Raw genomic sequence first — 15,657 nt, forward strand, 5'->3', positions numbered from 1 at the left:
TTGAGGTCAGGCTGATTTCAGCCGGGTCTGCTGGTACTTCAGGTCACGGTATTCACCGGACAGAACCGGCGGGTATTTCGCTTTGCCGGGCGGCGCGATGCACTCGATCAGGGCGTCGTAGTTCGGGTGATGGAAGAAGGCGATCGACAGCCGCTTGCTGCGCGCGGCGGCGCTGTCGGGCGGATTGACGACGCGATGCACGTTCGACACCCAGCGGTCGTTGGTCCAGCGCATCAGCAGATCGCCGATATTGACGACGAACGTATCCTGATCGGTCTCGACGTCGATCCATTCGCCGGCGCGGGTCTGCACCTGCAATCCGCCGGGGACGTTCTCACCGTTCAGAATGGTCAGAAGCCCGTAATCGGTGTGATCGCCCGCGCGCAACTGACCCGGCTTTGGTGGCGTGGTCTGTTCGGGATAATAATTGAGGCGTATCGCGGTGATATGTTTGTCGATCTTGTCCTGGAAAAAGTGCTCGGGAAGACCCAGCGCCAGAGCGGTCAGCTCCATCATCTTCTCGGACAACTTCTCCAACGCCAGGTAATAGGTCTCCGCGGCTTGCGCGAAACCTGCCGGGAATTCCGGCCAGTGATTGGGGATGAAGTAACGCGGCCCCCCGCCCTGCGTGTAATAGGGTTCGTCCGGCCAGCGTTCGCGGCCGAGATGGTAATACTCCTTCAGGTCGGCCGGAGTTTCGGTGGCGTTGCCGGCCGAGAGCGCTTCGATGCCGAGCGCGCGATAGCCGCGCGGCACCTTGATATCCTGATGCGCGGCCTTGAGCTTTTCTTCGAGCGGCTGCGCGAAGAACGTGTTCGCCTTGTCACGGAGGTTGTTGATCATCGCCAGCGGAACGCCGTGGCCCTTGATTGTGAAAAAACCGATCTCGGTGCAGGTGCGGTCGATCTGCGCGGCCACGTCGCGCTTGTCGGCATCTGAGCCTTTCAGTGCCGGCTCAAGGTCGATGACGGGAATGGTGATCGGCATCCGCAACTCCGTTCAATGGAAATAGGCGCCGCCATCGACCACCAGGGTCTGACCGGTGATGAATGCGGCATCGGGGCTGGCGAAGAAGGCAACCGCCCCGACAACGTCGGCGGGCATCATGGAGCGGGCGAGTACGCGGCCCCGCAACGAGGGCTCCTTCGCGCCGGCAACGAGTTCGGCATTGCGCTCGACGTTGTCGCTCAGCGTGAAACCGGGCGCGACGCTGTTGACGAGCACGCCACGCGGGCCGAGCTCCGTGGCGAGTGCGCGGGTCAGTGACACTACGGCGCCTTTGCTTGCGACATAATGCGCCATCAGCGGATTGCCCTTGAAGGCCACACCCGACGAGATGTTGATGATGCGCCCCGCGCCTTGTTTTGCGAAGGCAGGCGTGACCGCCTTGCAGCACAGAAACAGCCCAAGCACGTTCACATCCATCACGCGGCGAAATTCCGCGATGTCGATCTGTTCAAAATGCTTCGGACGCAGCGACGAGAATATGGCGGCGTTATTGACTAGGATATCCACGCGACCGAACGCATCTTCCGCGGCCGACACCATCGCGAGGTTGTCGGCTTCGACCGACACGTCAGCCTCGACGCCGATGGCGCGATAACCGTTGTCGATGATCGTCTGCGCGCCGGACTGCGCGTTGCTTTGGTCGGCAATAACCACGGCGGCGCCACGGGAGGCGAGGTCTGTCGCCACAGCATGGCCAATGCCTGCGGCACCGCCGGTCACAATTGCGACCGCGCCTGCGAGGCTCTTGCTGTTGTGGATCCCGACGGGACTTTGGTGAACGTTCATCGGCAGGAAGGTTTGCAACTCCCATGCCACCCGTATGGGGCGAATTGCTGCGCTACGATAGGCGTTTTAGCTCGTCAGTGTGCTGACGGGTTCTACAGAGAGCAGGCTTCTGACTGCGGAGTAAGCAAGCTGTCGGCAAAGTGTGCAGATGCCGCGAGTCCGGGCGGACTCGCTCAGCTCAGGCGCAGAGGAGCGCGGCCCGAGTCGTTTCCAGCATCGACCAGATGCGCCAGGGCATGGAGAAACGCCGTACGTTCCGCCGGCGGCAGGGCCTCGATGGTTCTGGCATGGGCACGCCGTGCCGGCTGGCGCATCTGTTCCAGCAGACGCTTGCCGTTGGCGGTGAGATTGACGCGCTTAAGGCGCCGGTCGGTCTTGGTGGTGCTGCGCCGCAACAGCCCGCGGGCTTCGAGCCGCGCCACGACATTGGCGAGTGTCGTGCGATCGACGCCGATTTCATGCGCGAGCCGCGCCTGCTCAAGGCCCGGCTGCTCGGCGACGGCCGTCAGCAGGCTGTACTGGACCGGCGTCACGTTGAACGCGGCGCATTCTTCCATGAATAAGGCCGCATGAATCTGGTGTAGCCGCCGGATCAGGAATCCCGGGCGGCTCGCCAGATCGAACGCTGATTGCGGCGGTGTCTTGATCCGTCTATCGGACATGGGAGCGAGGTAACAGGTCGCGCAACCATTGCCAAGCAACGCGCCAGATCAGTCCGCCTGTTCGTATCGCATCTCCGTTCGCCAGGTCTTCGCCCCGCAGCCGCGCTTCCAGATTGCGCGCGACCATAGCGCTAAGCTCGGCGGCGAAGACCCGGACGATCGGTCCACGGCCGAACTGCGCCAGCGGTCCTTTCAGCGCATAGGTTACGTCGATGACAATGTCGCTTTCGGCGGGGCCTTTCGCGGTCAGCCGAAAGGCAGCATCGGCCTGCAGGCGGGTGCCGCTCGCGGTATCGCGTCCCGAGCCTGTGACGCGGCCGGAGCGAGTCGCGTCATCGTATGCGAGTGTGGCATCGCCGGTGAACTTCGCTTGGATCGGGCCGAGCGCGGCCACCATTTCGCCCTTGATCCTGTCGCCGTCGCGCGCGGTCACCGTTGCGCCCGGCAGGCAACTTGCGATCAGCGACGGATCGCGCAGTGCGGCCCAGACCTGCTCGGCGGGTGCGGCGATGCTCAGTGTCTGGCTCAGGCCGTCACCGTTGCCGATGGCATGCGCTGGCGCGGTCATGGTGGGGACGGCTTCGTCAGGTGAGAATTGCTGAAAGCGGCCTGTGGCCAGAGCAGCCGGCACGCGTGCGGCGACGTTCGGCCGATGCTGCAGGACGTGACGAATGGCGCGGACGATGCCGTTGTAGCCGGTGCAGCGGCAGAGGTTCCCGGCCAGCTCCAGCCGAATACGATCCTCGTCGGCGTCCGGCAGACGCAGCACGATATCGCGCGCCGTGACCAGCATGCCGGGCGTGCAATAGCCGCATTGCAACGCATGCTCGTCGGTGAAAGCCGCACGCAAGGCGGCCATGACCGGATCGTCCTCGAGGCCCTCGATGCTTTTCACGTCGCGTCCCGCACACGTCGCCGCAAACGTGATGCAGGAGCGAGCCGGTTCGCCGTCGATCAGGATGGTGCAGGCGCCGCAGACGCCATGCTCGCAGCCGATATGCGTGCCGGTCAGCAGCAGATCCTCGCGCAAAAAGTCGGCGAGGTGGGTGCGCGGAGCGATATCGGCCTCGACCGCGACATCGTTGACGTTGAACCGCACAGTCATGCCGCTTGCTCCATGGCGCGGCGCAGGGCTGCGAGTTGCATGTTGCGGCCGATCTTGTCGAGGCCGCTTTGCATCAGCGCGCGTGCTGCCGTGTCAGGCCCAACATCCGCTCCGTCCAGCACGATAGGTGCGCTACCGACGGCGCCGATGACCACGCGTCGGATATTGCGCGCCGGGTCGATCAGCACGGCGGCCATGGCGTGGGCGAATTCGCCGGGCTTCCGGCAGGCCTTGTAATAGCCCCAGCGTGCATCCTGCGAGACTCTGGGGATTCGTACCGCCTGCACGACTTCGCCGGTCTCAAGCGCATTGCGGAACGGACCGGTGACAAAGCGGGTGAGTGCGATGTTGCGCCCGCCATTTGCTGTAAGCGTCATTACGGCGGCACCAAGTGCCGTCAGGGTGCAGAGCCAGTCGGCTGCGGGGTCCGCGTGGCAGAGCGAGCCGCCGATGGTGCCGCGATTGCGCACCGCGCGATAGGCGATGCCCTGCGCGATCGCCGGCAGGATACCCTTGCCGATATCGGGCGCGCGTCCGTCGGCGATAGCGGCATGCGTGACGCAGGCACCGATGATGACGGCGTCGGCGGTGTCCTCGACCGTTGCGAATTCCGGAATCTGGCCAATGGCCACGACATGCGCGGGCTGCGAGACGCGCAGATTGAGCATCGGCCCGAGCGACTGCCCGCCGGCCATGATGCGTCCCTGCTGCGATTGCATCAGCAACGCGGCGCTTGTGGGTTGTTCGAGCGTGAAGGCGGCAGGCTTCATGCGGCCGCCTGCTTTTGTGCAGCGGCCAGCGCCGACAGCACCCGATGCGGCGTGATCGGAAGTTCGTTGATCTCGACGCCGAGCGGCCGAAGCGCGTCGTTCACAGCATTCGCGATAGCGGCGGGTGGGCCGATCGCGCCGCCTTCACCGATGCCCTTTTGCCCGAACGCGGTGTAGGGCGAGGGTGTCTCCATATGATCGATGCGCAGCATCGGCACTTCGGTGGCGCCAGGCAGCATGTAATCGGCAAGCGTGGTCGCGAGCGGCTGACCGTTCTCGTCGAACGGCATTTCCTCATACAAAGCGGTGCCGATTCCCTGCGCCACGCCGCCACAGACCTGACCGTCGACGATCATCGGATTGATCAAGACGCCGCCGTCTTCGCACAGCGCATAATCGAGAATGGTCACGTCGCCCATCTCGGTGTCCACTGCGACCACGACGGCATGCGCCGCATAGCTGAAGGTACCGGTGTCTCGTACGGTCTTGTAGCCGCTGGTGACTTCCAGCCCGCCCGGATTCACATCCTTCGGCAATTCCTGCGGCCGCAGATACCAGGTGCGAGCGACTTCATCGATGCGCACGCTGGCAATCCCGGTCGAGACCAGTCCACCGCCAACATGGACATTCTCAACTGGCGCCTGCAGCAGATGCGCGCCGATGCGTGCGATCCGCTCGCCAAGTTCCTTGCAGGCGGTGGCGACTGCACCGCCGGCCATGACAATGCAGCGCGAGCCCCAGGTTCCCGTCGAATAAGGCGTCACCGCGGTGTCGCCATGCACGACGCGGATGCGTTCGACCGGAATGCCGAGCACCTCGTGGCCGATCTGAGCCAGCGTCGTCTCCAGTCCCTGTCCATGCGACTGAATGCCGACCCGCAATTCCAGTCCGCCATCCGGCGTCAGGCGCGCGATCGCCTGTTCGAATCCCGGTACCATCGGGATGCCCCAGCCGTAATAGACCGAGGTGCCATGCGCGCCCTGTTCGCAGAAGATCGAAAAGCCGACGCCAATGCGCACATGCGATGCACCGGCGTCTTTCTGCCGTTTGCGGATCGCCGGCAGATCGATCGCCTCGACGACGCGGCGCAGACATTCCGGATAATCGCCACTGTCGAAATGCTTGTTGGTGATGTTGTTGAACGGCATCTCGTCCGGCTGCACCAGGTTGCGCAGGCGGACCTCGTAAGGCTCCTTGTTCACGGCGTAAGCGATGGCATCGATCATGGTTTCCATCGCGTAGCAGACGCCGGCACGGGCGACGCCGCGATAGGGCACCAGACCCGGCTTGTTCGTCGCCGACGACCAGGTGATGCAGCGATAGGCGTCGAACTTGTACGGGCCCGGCAGGATGCTCGCGACCTGAGCGGATTCGAGACAGGCGGAGAACGGATAGATCGAATAAGCGCCGGTATCGACCGTCGCCGCAGCATCCAGCGCGATCAATCTGCCGTCGTTGTCGGCATAGGCGGTGATATCGTAGTGATGCTCTCGGCAATTGGCATTGCCGGCAAGTTGTTCGCGCCGGTCTTCCAGCCAGCGCACCGGATGGCCAAGTCGTTTGGCCAGAAACGCGGCGCACACTTCCTCCGGCAGCAGCATCCCTTTGTAGCCGAAGCCGCCACCGACATCCGGGGCAACGATTCGCACATTCTCCTCGGATACGCCAAGGCATCCGGCGAGACCGGTGCGGATGATATGCGGAATCTGCGTTGAGGTGTACAGGACGATCTGATCGAGGCGCCGATCGTAAACCGCGACTACGCCGCGGCCTTCGAGCGGTGACATGCATTGCCGCGCGGTGCGCAGCGTGCGCCGGACCACCACAGGTGCGGTCTTTTTGATCTCCGACAGATCGGCCTCGACGCGGCTTTCCAGAAAGACGTTGTGGCCCCAGTGTTCGTGCACCAGTGGTGCCCCGGGCGCGCGCGCGGCGAGCATGTCGACCACCGCCGGTAGTTCTTCGAAATCGACTTCGACCGCCGCCGCGAGGTCTTCTGCCTCGGCGCGTGTTGTCGCAATGCAGACAGCGATAGCTTCGCCAACATGGCGTACCTTGTCCTGCGCCAGGACCGGCTGCGAGGATGGGTTGAAGCCGGGCAAACCCGAATTGGCGACAATCGGCCTGATGCCGACGAGGTCTGAGGCCACGAACACATTCTTTTCCTGGCCTTCCGGCTTGCGAATGCCACGGATTCGCGCATGCGCCAGCGGGCTGCGAACGAAAGCAAGTTCATGCATACCGGCGAGCTTGATATCGCCGACAAACTCGCCCTTACCGCGCAAATAACGGTCGTCTTCCTTGCGGCGAACCGGTCGACCGACACCGTATCCTTGAGCGGCGCCCGTCATCACGCTGCCTTGCCGCCTTGCGCCGTGATGTGCGGCCTCGCCAGATCAAGCGCTGCGCGGGTCAACTCCCCGTCCGGATCGGTCAGGTGATCTAGAATATTGAAGTGATTGGCGCGAACGATCGGCAGCAACGCGCCCGGAGCATGCGCCATGGCCCGCAATGCATGCAAATTCCGGGAGTCGTTGACCAGGGCCGGCACCTCGGCGGTGCCATAGGCGATGGCCATCGGCTTCATCACCACCGGCAGCCGCAACGGCGACAGGGACGCGATATCGCCATCGGTCAGGGTCAGCGCCTGATTCAATTTCGTGTCGCGTAATGCTTCGAGGTCATACACGCCAGAAATCGCAAGTCCGGCAGCGACCAGTGGATGGTCCAGCGCCATCGCCGTCAGATGCGCGCCGGCGGACCAGCCCGAGAGAATGACCGGCCCGGAAATGCCATGCCGCGGGCCCTCGGCCCGTAGCAAGTCGAGTGATGTTCGGATCTCCGCAACAATGTCCGAAAGCTTCACGTCCGGCGCTAGCGAATACCCCGGCAATGCCGCGGACCAGCTGTGCGCCTGCACGCCGGCCATGAACATCGCGAAGTCCTCGCGTGTATTGCGCTGCCAATAGCCGCCGTGAATGAAGACGAGGCAGGGTGCACCGGGATTGCTTGCCGGATAGAGGTCCCAGCGATTGCGCTCGCGCGGTCCATACGGAATATCGAGACCTTGCGGACGGGCCTTGCGATAGATCGCCGAGCCGGCATTGCGCTTCTCGATCAGCGCCGGACTATCGGCGACCGCGCCGTTGTTGTCATAGGCCGCATCGCGCTGCGCCTGCGCCAGCGAGGCCCAGTTCGAGCGCGGGTCTTCGACGGCCAACGCGGTGAAGGTGGTGGTTTGCGGCATGCTGCTAATGGCCGCTCTGCCAGACGGTCAGCTGGATCGGCGTCGGTCGGCCGCCGCTGCATGGGTTCAGTTCCTGCGGGCAGTTGGAGATGACGACCAGCACGTCCTTCTCTGCGCGCAAATCGACATAATCTCCCGGCTTCGACAATCCCTCGTCGATGAATATGCCGCCGTCGCCATCGACCGGCACATGCATGAAGAAATTGATGTTCGGCGGGATGTCGCGGCCGTTCATGCCAAGCTCGGCGAGGGTGCCGAGGAAATTGTCACGGCAGCTCCATTTGCCCGGCTGGCCGTAGCGAACTGTGTTGATCTCGCGGCTGCAACAGCCGGCCAGCGTATCGTGCCGTCCGACCATGTCCTCGACTACAGTCATCAGCGGCTGCGCCAGGTCGTCGTACAACACGACGCCCTTTGACACGTAGACGCTCTTGGCGAGTTTGACCGTATTCGGCGCATTGTAGCGCACGTCGCTGCGGTTGGCATCGAAGATCAGGGTGTCGACGGCCTGACAGCCTTCCAGGTCGACAATGCGCAGCATCGTGCCTTTCGGGATCTTGCGATACCATGGCGCGCCGGCGGCGACGATTTCATCGCTGATGACCCGGCCAGGTATGGTTCTCGCCAGCATCGTCTCGCTCCCCTGTCAGTCTCCCGCTGACGCGGTCAGGCGGCCACGGCCATCGGCAGGATCGGCGCGGTGGCCTCGAAGCGCTCGCCCGCGCGCAGGCAGAAGGCCGGCTGCAGCAGGCGTTCGGCGATCACTTCGGTCTTCTCGTTGTCATGCAGCCGGAAGCGGCCGCGCAGGTCGGACAACACCGTGACGTCGGCGATGCGGCCGGGTTCCAGCGAGCCGAGCTCGTCGGAGCGGCCCACCATCTGCGCAGGATGCGTCGTGACCATCGGCACCACCTGTTCCAGCGTGAGGCCGAGCGCCATCATCGAACTCATCGCCTGGGTCAGGCTGAATTTCGCCTGTCCGGCGAACGGATGATTCTCGTCGTCCGGGTGCTCGCCCGGCGTCCCGGCCGGAGCGGGCACGTGCGTGTTGTAACCATGCATGTCGGCGCCCAGCGTATCGGGCACGATACCGGCTTCGAGCGCCTTGCGCGCCAGCCGATACGAGAAATGGCTGCCATGGCCGACATCGACTTTCAGGCCGCGATCGAGCGCAGCCTGGATTACCGAATGCACCTTGCCCTCTCGATTGACGAAGCCGCCGGGATGGCGCGTGAACGGATGCGCGAGAATGTCGCCAGGCCGCAATTGCGGGATCACGCGCTCGATGATGGTGTCGGCATCCTCGCCATTGGCGCCGCTTTCCGGCAGGCCCCAGAGCTGCCCGAAATGGACGTAAAGCGGCAGATCGGTCTGGCGGCCGATTTCAGCCGACATTTCCAGCACCTTGATGCCCCAGCGTGCGAAACCGCCAATCTCGGCATGGCCCTTGATGCCGCGCACGATATCCTTGTTGGCATTGGCCGACAGCACCGTGGCGTCGATATCCACGCCGTCAGGGCTGTAGAGATTGGGATAGAGATGCCCTTCCAGTCCGCCGACCAGATAGGCCGACAGAAACGCCAGCACGCGCGTCTTGGATTTCTCGACCACGAAATTGCGGAAGCCCGGCAGCGTCATGCAGGACGGGCCGCCCTGATCGATCACCGTGGTGACGCCCGAATCGACGCCGACCATGTCGGCATTCATGCCGAAGCGGCCAGTGACATACTGATAGACATGGCCGTGGGTATCGATGAGACCCGGCAGGACCAGCTTGCCCTTGGCATCCATCACGGTCTTCGCCGAACTCGGCAGAATGTCCTTTTGCACCGCGGCAATGCGGCCGCCCCTGATCGCGACATCCATCACGCCGTTGATGCCGGATGCGGGACAGATCACGTGTCCGCCGCTGATCACAATGTCGAAGGGAGAATTTTCAATCATGTGTGTGGCCCATTCAGCGTGTCGCGGCGTGCAAGAAACAATCGTCAGTGTACTGACGTCTTTAAGCAACGTTTTAGCAAGCTGCGTGCCAGCCGATCAAGATTGCAATGGGTCGAGTTTTTGGCCTGTGCGCCTGAGGGCTGCCCCATTGATAGGCAGGATGCAGCTTCCATTGGCATGGCCCAACTTGCTGCGCTACGAGCTGTGAGCATTGCTGCAGCGCGTGCGCCCGCGCCGCGCGTCCCGCTCCCTCAAATACTGGCGGCGACCTTTGCGTGCCGGGAGGGGACGTGGCTGCCACAATTGACCCCCCTGTTTCGCAAGCGAGGGGCGTTGATCCGCGTCAACAATCTGCGAGCTCCAGATGCTATAAAGCCAAGATGGCGCTGCAAAACTCGTCGGAGGTGGAAACCGCTCTCATCGAGATTGTGCGGACGCTACTGCGTGAGATCCAGCCGCAGAAAAACGTCGACATCTCTGCAAGGAGCCGTCTCGACCGCGATCTCGGGCTCGACAGCCTGAGCCGCGCCGAATTGCTCATGCGCATAGAGCAGGCCTTCAGGATACGGCTGCCCGAAGGAACGCTGAACGAGGCCGAGACCGTCGGCGACCTTCTCAACGCGCTGCGTGGTTCCACGACAGGAGCCAGTGTCGCGGTCCAAGTCTCGCCGCCCGTCGAAGCGCTGCCGCCGGTTGCCGCTCCCGACACTGCCGGAACCTTGGTCGAGGCGCTGGAATGGCACGCCGCGCAACATCCGGAGCGGCCGCACCTGACCTATCTGCAGGATGGGGCGGAGCCGGCAACACTGAGCTATGGCGAATTGGCCCGCACGGCACGGGAGATTGCGGCCGGTCTTCAGGCGCGGAAGATCAACCGCGGCGACCGCATTGCGCTCATGCTGCCCACCGGGACGGATTTTTTCGTCGCGTTTTTCGGTGCTCTCTATGCCGGCGCGGTTCCCGTCCCGATCTATCCTCCGGCGCGTCTCTCGCAACTCGAAGAGCATGTTCAAAGGCAGTCGGGAATCCTGCGCAATTGCGGCGCACGGCTGCTGATTACCACGGAACGCGGGAAGACGCTGGCTGCGTCAATCAAGCCGCACGTTCCGACCATGGAAGGCGCGCTCAGTGTTGCGGATCTCAGGTCTGCGCAATCGATCATGACGGTTGCTGCGGCGGATGCGCGCGAAACTGCATTGCTGCAATATACGTCAGGGAGCACGGGCGATCCGAAAGGAGTCATCCTCAGCCACGCCAATCTGCTCGCCAACATCCGGGCCATGGGCGAGGCGATGCACGGAAGCTCGACCGATGTTTTCGTCAGCTGGCTGCCATTGTATCACGACATGGGGCTGATTGGCGCGTGGCTTGGCTCGCTTTATTTCGGTACGCGCCTCTACATCATGTCGCCGCTGACGTTTCTCGCGCATCCCGAAAGCTGGCTCTGGGCGATCCATCGCTACCGCGCAACGCTTTCGGCAGCGCCAAACTTTGCGTTCGAGACGTGCGCCAGCAAGATTCAGGATGACGATATCAAGGGGCTCGATCTCAGCTCGCTGCGCATGGTCGCCAATGGCGCCGAGCCGGTGAGCGCTGCATCGATCAGGCATTTCACCGAGCGCTTTGCTCCTTATGGCTTTCGCAGGGAGGCGATGTCGCCGGCCTTCGGGCTGGCCGAGAATGCCGTCGGCGTGACGTTTCCGCCGCTTGGCCGCGGGCCCATGATCGATCGTGTCGACCGGCAAGCGTTGAGCCATGACGGGATTGCAAAGCCGGCAACCGACGGCGATCCAAATCCGCTCGAACTCGTCGGTTGCGGACGCGTGCTTCCGTCGCACCACATCCGGATCGTGGATAAGGCTGGCAACGAGGTCGGGGAGCGCGTCACCGGGCGGTTGGAATTCCGCGGACCCTCGGCAACGTCTGGCTATTTCGAAAACGAGCAGAAGACGCGCGAGCTGTTTCACGATGGTTGGGTCGACACCGGTGATCAGGCGTATATCGCCAACGGAGAGCTGTTCATCACCGGCCGTATCAAGGACATCGTGATCAGGGCGGGCCGGCATTATTATCCGCAGGAACTCGAAGAGCCGATTTCGCAATTGCCGTCGGTGGTACGGAACGGCGTCGTGCTGTTCGGCACGGCCGATCGTGCGACGGGAACGGAGCGGATTGTCGTCGCGGTCGAAGCGAACACGGATGACCAGGCTTCTATCGATCTGCTGCGTCAAAATATCCGAGAGCTGTCCGCATTGATCCTGGGGCAGCCGGTCGACGATATTGTCATTGGCGCGCCGGATACCATCCCGCGAACCGAGAACGGCAAGGTTCGCCGGAGCGCCGCCAAGGCCCTCTACGAGAACGGAAAGCTCGGGGCGCGGCGGCGCAGCCTTTCTGAACAGCGTGTCCGGATCGGACTGAAAGCGTTTCTGGCATTTCTGACCAATCAAGCGCGCTCATTTGCCGTTGTCTTCTATGCCGGGTGGTGGTGGACGGTGGTCGCACTCGCGGCGGCGTTGTCCTGGTTTGCAGTGATGCTTCTGCCGCGACGGTCGTGGCGGTGGTCCGCTGTCCGGACTTTTTGCCGCTTCGCTCTTGTGCTGGTCGGCACGCCGTGCCGAGTGGCCAATCGCGAGGCGATGGCACGGGGACATGCGGTACTTGCCGCGAACCATTCGAGCTACGCTGACGCGCTCGTCCTGGCTGCGGCAGTTCCGGGCGAGCCGCTTTATGCCGCAAAGAGCGAGCTTGCCGGCCAGATCGTCGCGGGCCCGTTTCTGCGCCGGCTGGGGGCGATTTTCGTCGAACGGCATGACGTTGCGGCGAGTGTTGCCGATGCCGAACGCATGGGCGCGATGGCAAGAGAAGGGCGTCTGCTGGTCGTGTTTCCGGAAGGAACGTTTACCGCGCAGCCCGGGCTGCTGCCATTTCGTCTGGGCGCCTTCAAGGTTGCGTGCGAAGCCGGTCTGCCGGTGATTCCAGTCGCCATTCGCGGTACCCGTCGCATGCTGCAAGGCGATCAATGGTGGCCTCGGTTTTCCCCTGTCAGCGTGGCGGTCGGCGAGCCTTTGGCACCGGATGGTCGTGACTTTTCCGCAGCCGTCCGACTCCGTGATGGCGTGCGTGCGGCCATGCTTGAAAACTTGAACGAACCGGACCTTCAGAGGCCGTCGGAGTTGATCGAAGACCTGTGAGCAGATCGGCCCGAGCGGTTCGGCGCTTGGTTCGAAAGCTCTTCTGCGATGGTCCAAAGAAGGGGGCCGTCGCGAGTTTGCGGCTGACATCTGGAAAGCAAGGCTTGCACCGACTCGTGGCGGTTTCCACGATCACGCAATTGCTCTAGAATCGGCGGCTGAACGAAAGCAGGCAGGGATTGCCCATGAACCGGACCTTCGCGGCCCGCGGCGTAACGATCTCCTTGGTGGTGCTGGTGGGTCTTGCTGCCCTGGTGTGGTGGCTGATTGCGTCCGGACGGTTTGCCGGCCTGCCGTTCCCGACCGCGAGCAAAGGTCCGGCCGACCAGCCCAAGCCTGTCGTATCGGCACCGGCGCCTGAGAAGCCTGCTTCAGCGATCACCGAGGCCAACAAAACGATCAAGGACCTCGGCGACCGGCTCGCGCCTTCGTCTCCATTGCCTCCGGCAAGTACGGATCCGGCGCCGTCATTCGACGTTGCGCGGGTCGAGCCGAATGGCGAGGCTGTCATTGCGGGTCGCGCGCTCGCGAACTCATCGGTCGAGCTTCTTGCGGACGGGAAAGTCCATGACCGGACGACCGCAGATTCATCCGGCGCATTCGTCTTCGTTCCAAAGCCGCTGCCGCCGGGAAAGTATGACCTGACGCTGCGTGCTACAGCGCCCGATGGCAAGGTGATGGTGTCAAAAAGCCCGGTGGCGGTCGCGTTGCTTCCAAGCGACCAGACGCCGGTTGCGGCGCTCACGGCTCCCAAATCGCCTGCCGCGGCTCCGCCATCGTCCTCGACAGCGCCACCTGCCGCGGCAGTGTCTCCGTCTGCGCCCTCGGAAGCCTCAAAGCCGCAGGATGGTATGGCGTCGAAATCGGCCGACCTGCGGATCGAATCTGTAGAGGCTGAAGCGGGCGGTGGTCTGTTCGTATCCGGCCGGGCTGCGCCGGGCTCGCGCGTCCGCCTTTATATGAATGATGGTTACATCGCGATGGGCACGGCCTCGGCGGAGGGGCGTGTGTCGTTTTCGATTCAAAGCGGTGTAAGGCCGGGCGACTATCGCATCCGGCTGGAGCAAATGGGTGCTGCGGATAGCGTCATATCGCGTGCGGAAATGCCGTTCCGCGCTCCCGCGACGGTGGCGGCGCCGTCACAGACGCCAGCAAAACCTGCTGTTCCGGAATCGGTGATTGCATCACGAGAGCCCGAGCGGGAGCCTGCGCCTGCAGGATCGCTCGTTTCACCGTCGCAAGCACCCGCGGTCACGCAAGAGAAACTCCCGGCAGCACCACTGGCATCAACACCGCCCGCAACCGGGCCGTCAGCGGCAGCGCCCGCTGTGACGTCCCAAGCGTCGCCGCCGCAGCCCGCCTCGCCCGGGTCGCCGTCACAGTCCGCTGTTGTGAGTGCACCGCAGTCGAAGTCCGCAGCGTCCCCAGGACAAGCCCAGGTCGCCACATCTGCCGCTGAACCGAGTACACGCGCCGTCCAAGCCAGCAAGCCTGATGTACCGGCCGGCCAGTCGCCGGCGTCAATCGTTGCCGCGCCACAGCCGGAGCCAAAGGTGGCCACAACGATGTCGCCGCGGATCGCGGAAAAGACCAAGGAGCGCCGCGATGCCGTTGTCATTCCCCGCATCGATACAAGGCTGATTGTGCGCGGCGACAATCTTTGGCGGATCAGCGAGGCCAAGTATGGCCTTGGCCAGCGTTACACGGTGATTTTCGGTGCCAACCGCGACAAGATCCGCAATCCGGATCTGATCTATCCCGGACAGATATTTGTGTTGCCGAAGGCTCGTTCAGGTCGATAACCGTTTCGCTCGGGACTTCAGGACCGTGGCTGGCCGCGCCTTGCTGCGAGACGAGGCCTGTCCTGAGCCTGCGTCAGCCGAGATTTCCGCCGACTGGCGATCTCGTTTCGGAGAGACGCCGAAGCGCTTGCGATAGGCTCGCGAGAAGTGACTGCCATTGGCAAAGCCGCAGGCAATGGCAACCTCAAGGAGCGGTAGAGCGGTTTCGTGAACCAGCGTCCGCGCACGGTCGAGCCTGATCTTCAGATAAAGATCGCCGATCGTGGTGCGAAGATGACCCGCGAACAGCCGCTCAAGTTGTCGCACCGAAAGCGAGACGGCGCGCGCAAGCGCGGCCCGAGACATTGGGTTGTCGATTGAATCTTCCATCGCTCTGAGTGCATCGAGAAGCTTCGGGTGCGCGACGCCATAACGCTCACGCAGCGTCAGGCGCTGCGGACCGCTGCCGGCACGCAATTGGGTCTGCAGGAACCATTCGCTGACCGCGGTGGCGAGAGCCGATCCGTGTTCGGCGGCGATGATGGCGCGCATCATGTCAAAGCCGGCAATACCGCCGGCACAGGTGAGGCGGCCGCGGTCGACCTCATACAAGCTGCGCCGTATGTCGAGTTGCGGAAATTGCTCCTCGAAACTCGCCAGATGCTCCCAGTGAATCGTGCAGCGAAATCCATCGAGGAGTCCGGCACGCGCCAGAATGTATGGCCCGCCGGATATGCCGCCGACCCGCACACCACGCCGCGCCAGCTTCCTGAGCCAGGACAGAGTGCTGGCGTTGCGATGAAGTGCGGGATTTCCGCCGGCACAGACGAGAATCATGTCGAGGGGACAATCGTCGCCGACGCGGTGGTCTGCTGCGATCCCAAGACCGCTCGATGCCTCAACCGCGCGGCCCTGTGACGAGACATGAAGCCACTTGTAGAGCGAGCGGCCGGACAGCCGGTTCGCGGCACGCAACGGTTCCACGGCGGAGGCATAGGAGAGGAGCGAAAAGCCCGGGATCAGCAGGAAACCGATCCGGTGGGGGGCAGGAGCCTGCATGGACTACCGGGATTTAGTTTTGAATTCAGCGAGGGTGGCGCTATTGGACAAGAAAACGTCGTGCCTGGACAATAATCACGCGGGCGATCAGTGATCAATGG

The 15,657-nt window shown here is 63.4% G+C and carries 12 protein-coding genes; 2 read left to right on the forward strand and 10 right to left on the reverse strand.

Going from position 1 to position 15,657, the window contains the following annotated elements; translation table 11 throughout:
- Positions 1 to 6: 6 nt before the first annotated feature.
- The 9 genes from AC5I5I_RS19135 to AC5I5I_RS19175 all read right to left on the reverse strand — a co-directional run bounded on the left by AC5I5I_RS19135 (position 7) and on the right by AC5I5I_RS19175 (position 9,522).
- Positions 7 to 987, reverse strand: a complete 981-nt coding sequence (locus AC5I5I_RS19135; protein ID WP_495975584.1) for an isopenicillin N synthase family dioxygenase — start codon at positions 985 to 987, stop codon at positions 7 to 9.
- Between the two features lie 12 nt (positions 988 to 999).
- Positions 1,000 to 1,794 (reverse strand): SDR family NAD(P)-dependent oxidoreductase, encoded by a 795-nt coding sequence (locus AC5I5I_RS19140; RefSeq protein WP_495975586.1) that lies wholly within the window; start codon positions 1,792 to 1,794, stop codon positions 1,000 to 1,002.
- A 173-nt stretch (positions 1,795 to 1,967) separates the two neighbouring features.
- Positions 1,968 to 2,456, reverse strand: coding sequence for a MarR family winged helix-turn-helix transcriptional regulator (locus AC5I5I_RS19145; RefSeq protein WP_495975588.1), 489 nt, complete (start codon positions 2,454 to 2,456; stop codon positions 1,968 to 1,970).
- Positions 2,446 to 3,561 (reverse strand): 2Fe-2S iron-sulfur cluster-binding protein, encoded by a 1,116-nt coding sequence (locus AC5I5I_RS19150; protein ID WP_495975590.1) that lies wholly within the window; start codon positions 3,559 to 3,561, stop codon positions 2,446 to 2,448. Before AC5I5I_RS19150 ends, AC5I5I_RS19145 begins: the two co-directional genes overlap by 11 nt.
- Positions 3,558 to 4,331, reverse strand: a complete 774-nt coding sequence (locus AC5I5I_RS19155; RefSeq protein WP_495975592.1) for an FAD binding domain-containing protein — start codon at positions 4,329 to 4,331, stop codon at positions 3,558 to 3,560. The genes AC5I5I_RS19150 and AC5I5I_RS19155 overlap by 4 nt, the downstream gene beginning before the upstream one ends.
- Positions 4,328 to 6,682: a xanthine dehydrogenase family protein molybdopterin-binding subunit gene (locus tag AC5I5I_RS19160; protein WP_495975594.1), complete on the reverse strand. Its 2,355-nt coding sequence runs from the start codon at positions 6,680 to 6,682 to the stop codon at positions 4,328 to 4,330. Before AC5I5I_RS19160 ends, AC5I5I_RS19155 begins: the two co-directional genes overlap by 4 nt.
- A complete protein-coding gene (locus AC5I5I_RS19165) occupies positions 6,682 to 7,578 on the reverse strand; it encodes an alpha/beta hydrolase (protein ID WP_495975596.1) in 897 nt (298 codons plus the stop codon). The genes AC5I5I_RS19160 and AC5I5I_RS19165 overlap by 1 nt, the downstream gene beginning before the upstream one ends.
- A 4-nt stretch (positions 7,579 to 7,582) precedes the next feature.
- Positions 7,583 to 8,209 (reverse strand): DUF1989 domain-containing protein, encoded by a 627-nt coding sequence (locus AC5I5I_RS19170; RefSeq protein WP_495975598.1) that lies wholly within the window; start codon positions 8,207 to 8,209, stop codon positions 7,583 to 7,585.
- Between the two features lie 35 nt (positions 8,210 to 8,244).
- The gene (locus AC5I5I_RS19175; RefSeq protein WP_495975600.1) at positions 8,245 to 9,522 is read right to left on the reverse strand and encodes an amidohydrolase/deacetylase family metallohydrolase; all 1,278 of its coding nucleotides are present in this window, start codon (positions 9,520 to 9,522) and stop codon (positions 8,245 to 8,247) included.
- A gap of 380 nt (positions 9,523 to 9,902) precedes the next feature.
- On the opposite strand from AC5I5I_RS19175, the gene AC5I5I_RS19180 reads away from it, so the two are divergent.
- Positions 9,903 to 12,716 carry an AMP-binding protein gene (locus AC5I5I_RS19180; protein ID WP_495975602.1) on the forward strand — a complete coding sequence of 938 codons (2,814 nt, stop codon included), beginning with the start codon at positions 9,903 to 9,905 and terminating at the stop codon, positions 12,714 to 12,716.
- A gap of 185 nt (positions 12,717 to 12,901) precedes the next feature.
- A complete protein-coding gene (locus AC5I5I_RS19185) occupies positions 12,902 to 14,518 on the forward strand; it encodes a LysM peptidoglycan-binding domain-containing protein (protein WP_495975604.1) in 1,617 nt (538 codons plus the stop codon).
- Here AC5I5I_RS19185 and AC5I5I_RS19190 read toward each other — a convergent pair.
- Entirely contained in the window at positions 14,507 to 15,556 is a 1,050-nt protein-coding gene (locus AC5I5I_RS19190) for a GlxA family transcriptional regulator (RefSeq protein WP_495975606.1), read from the reverse strand. The two genes, AC5I5I_RS19185 and AC5I5I_RS19190, sit on opposite strands and share 12 nt — an antisense overlap.
- Positions 15,557 to 15,657 lie beyond the last annotated feature (101 nt).

Source organism: Pseudorhodoplanes sp., assembly GCF_059499825.1.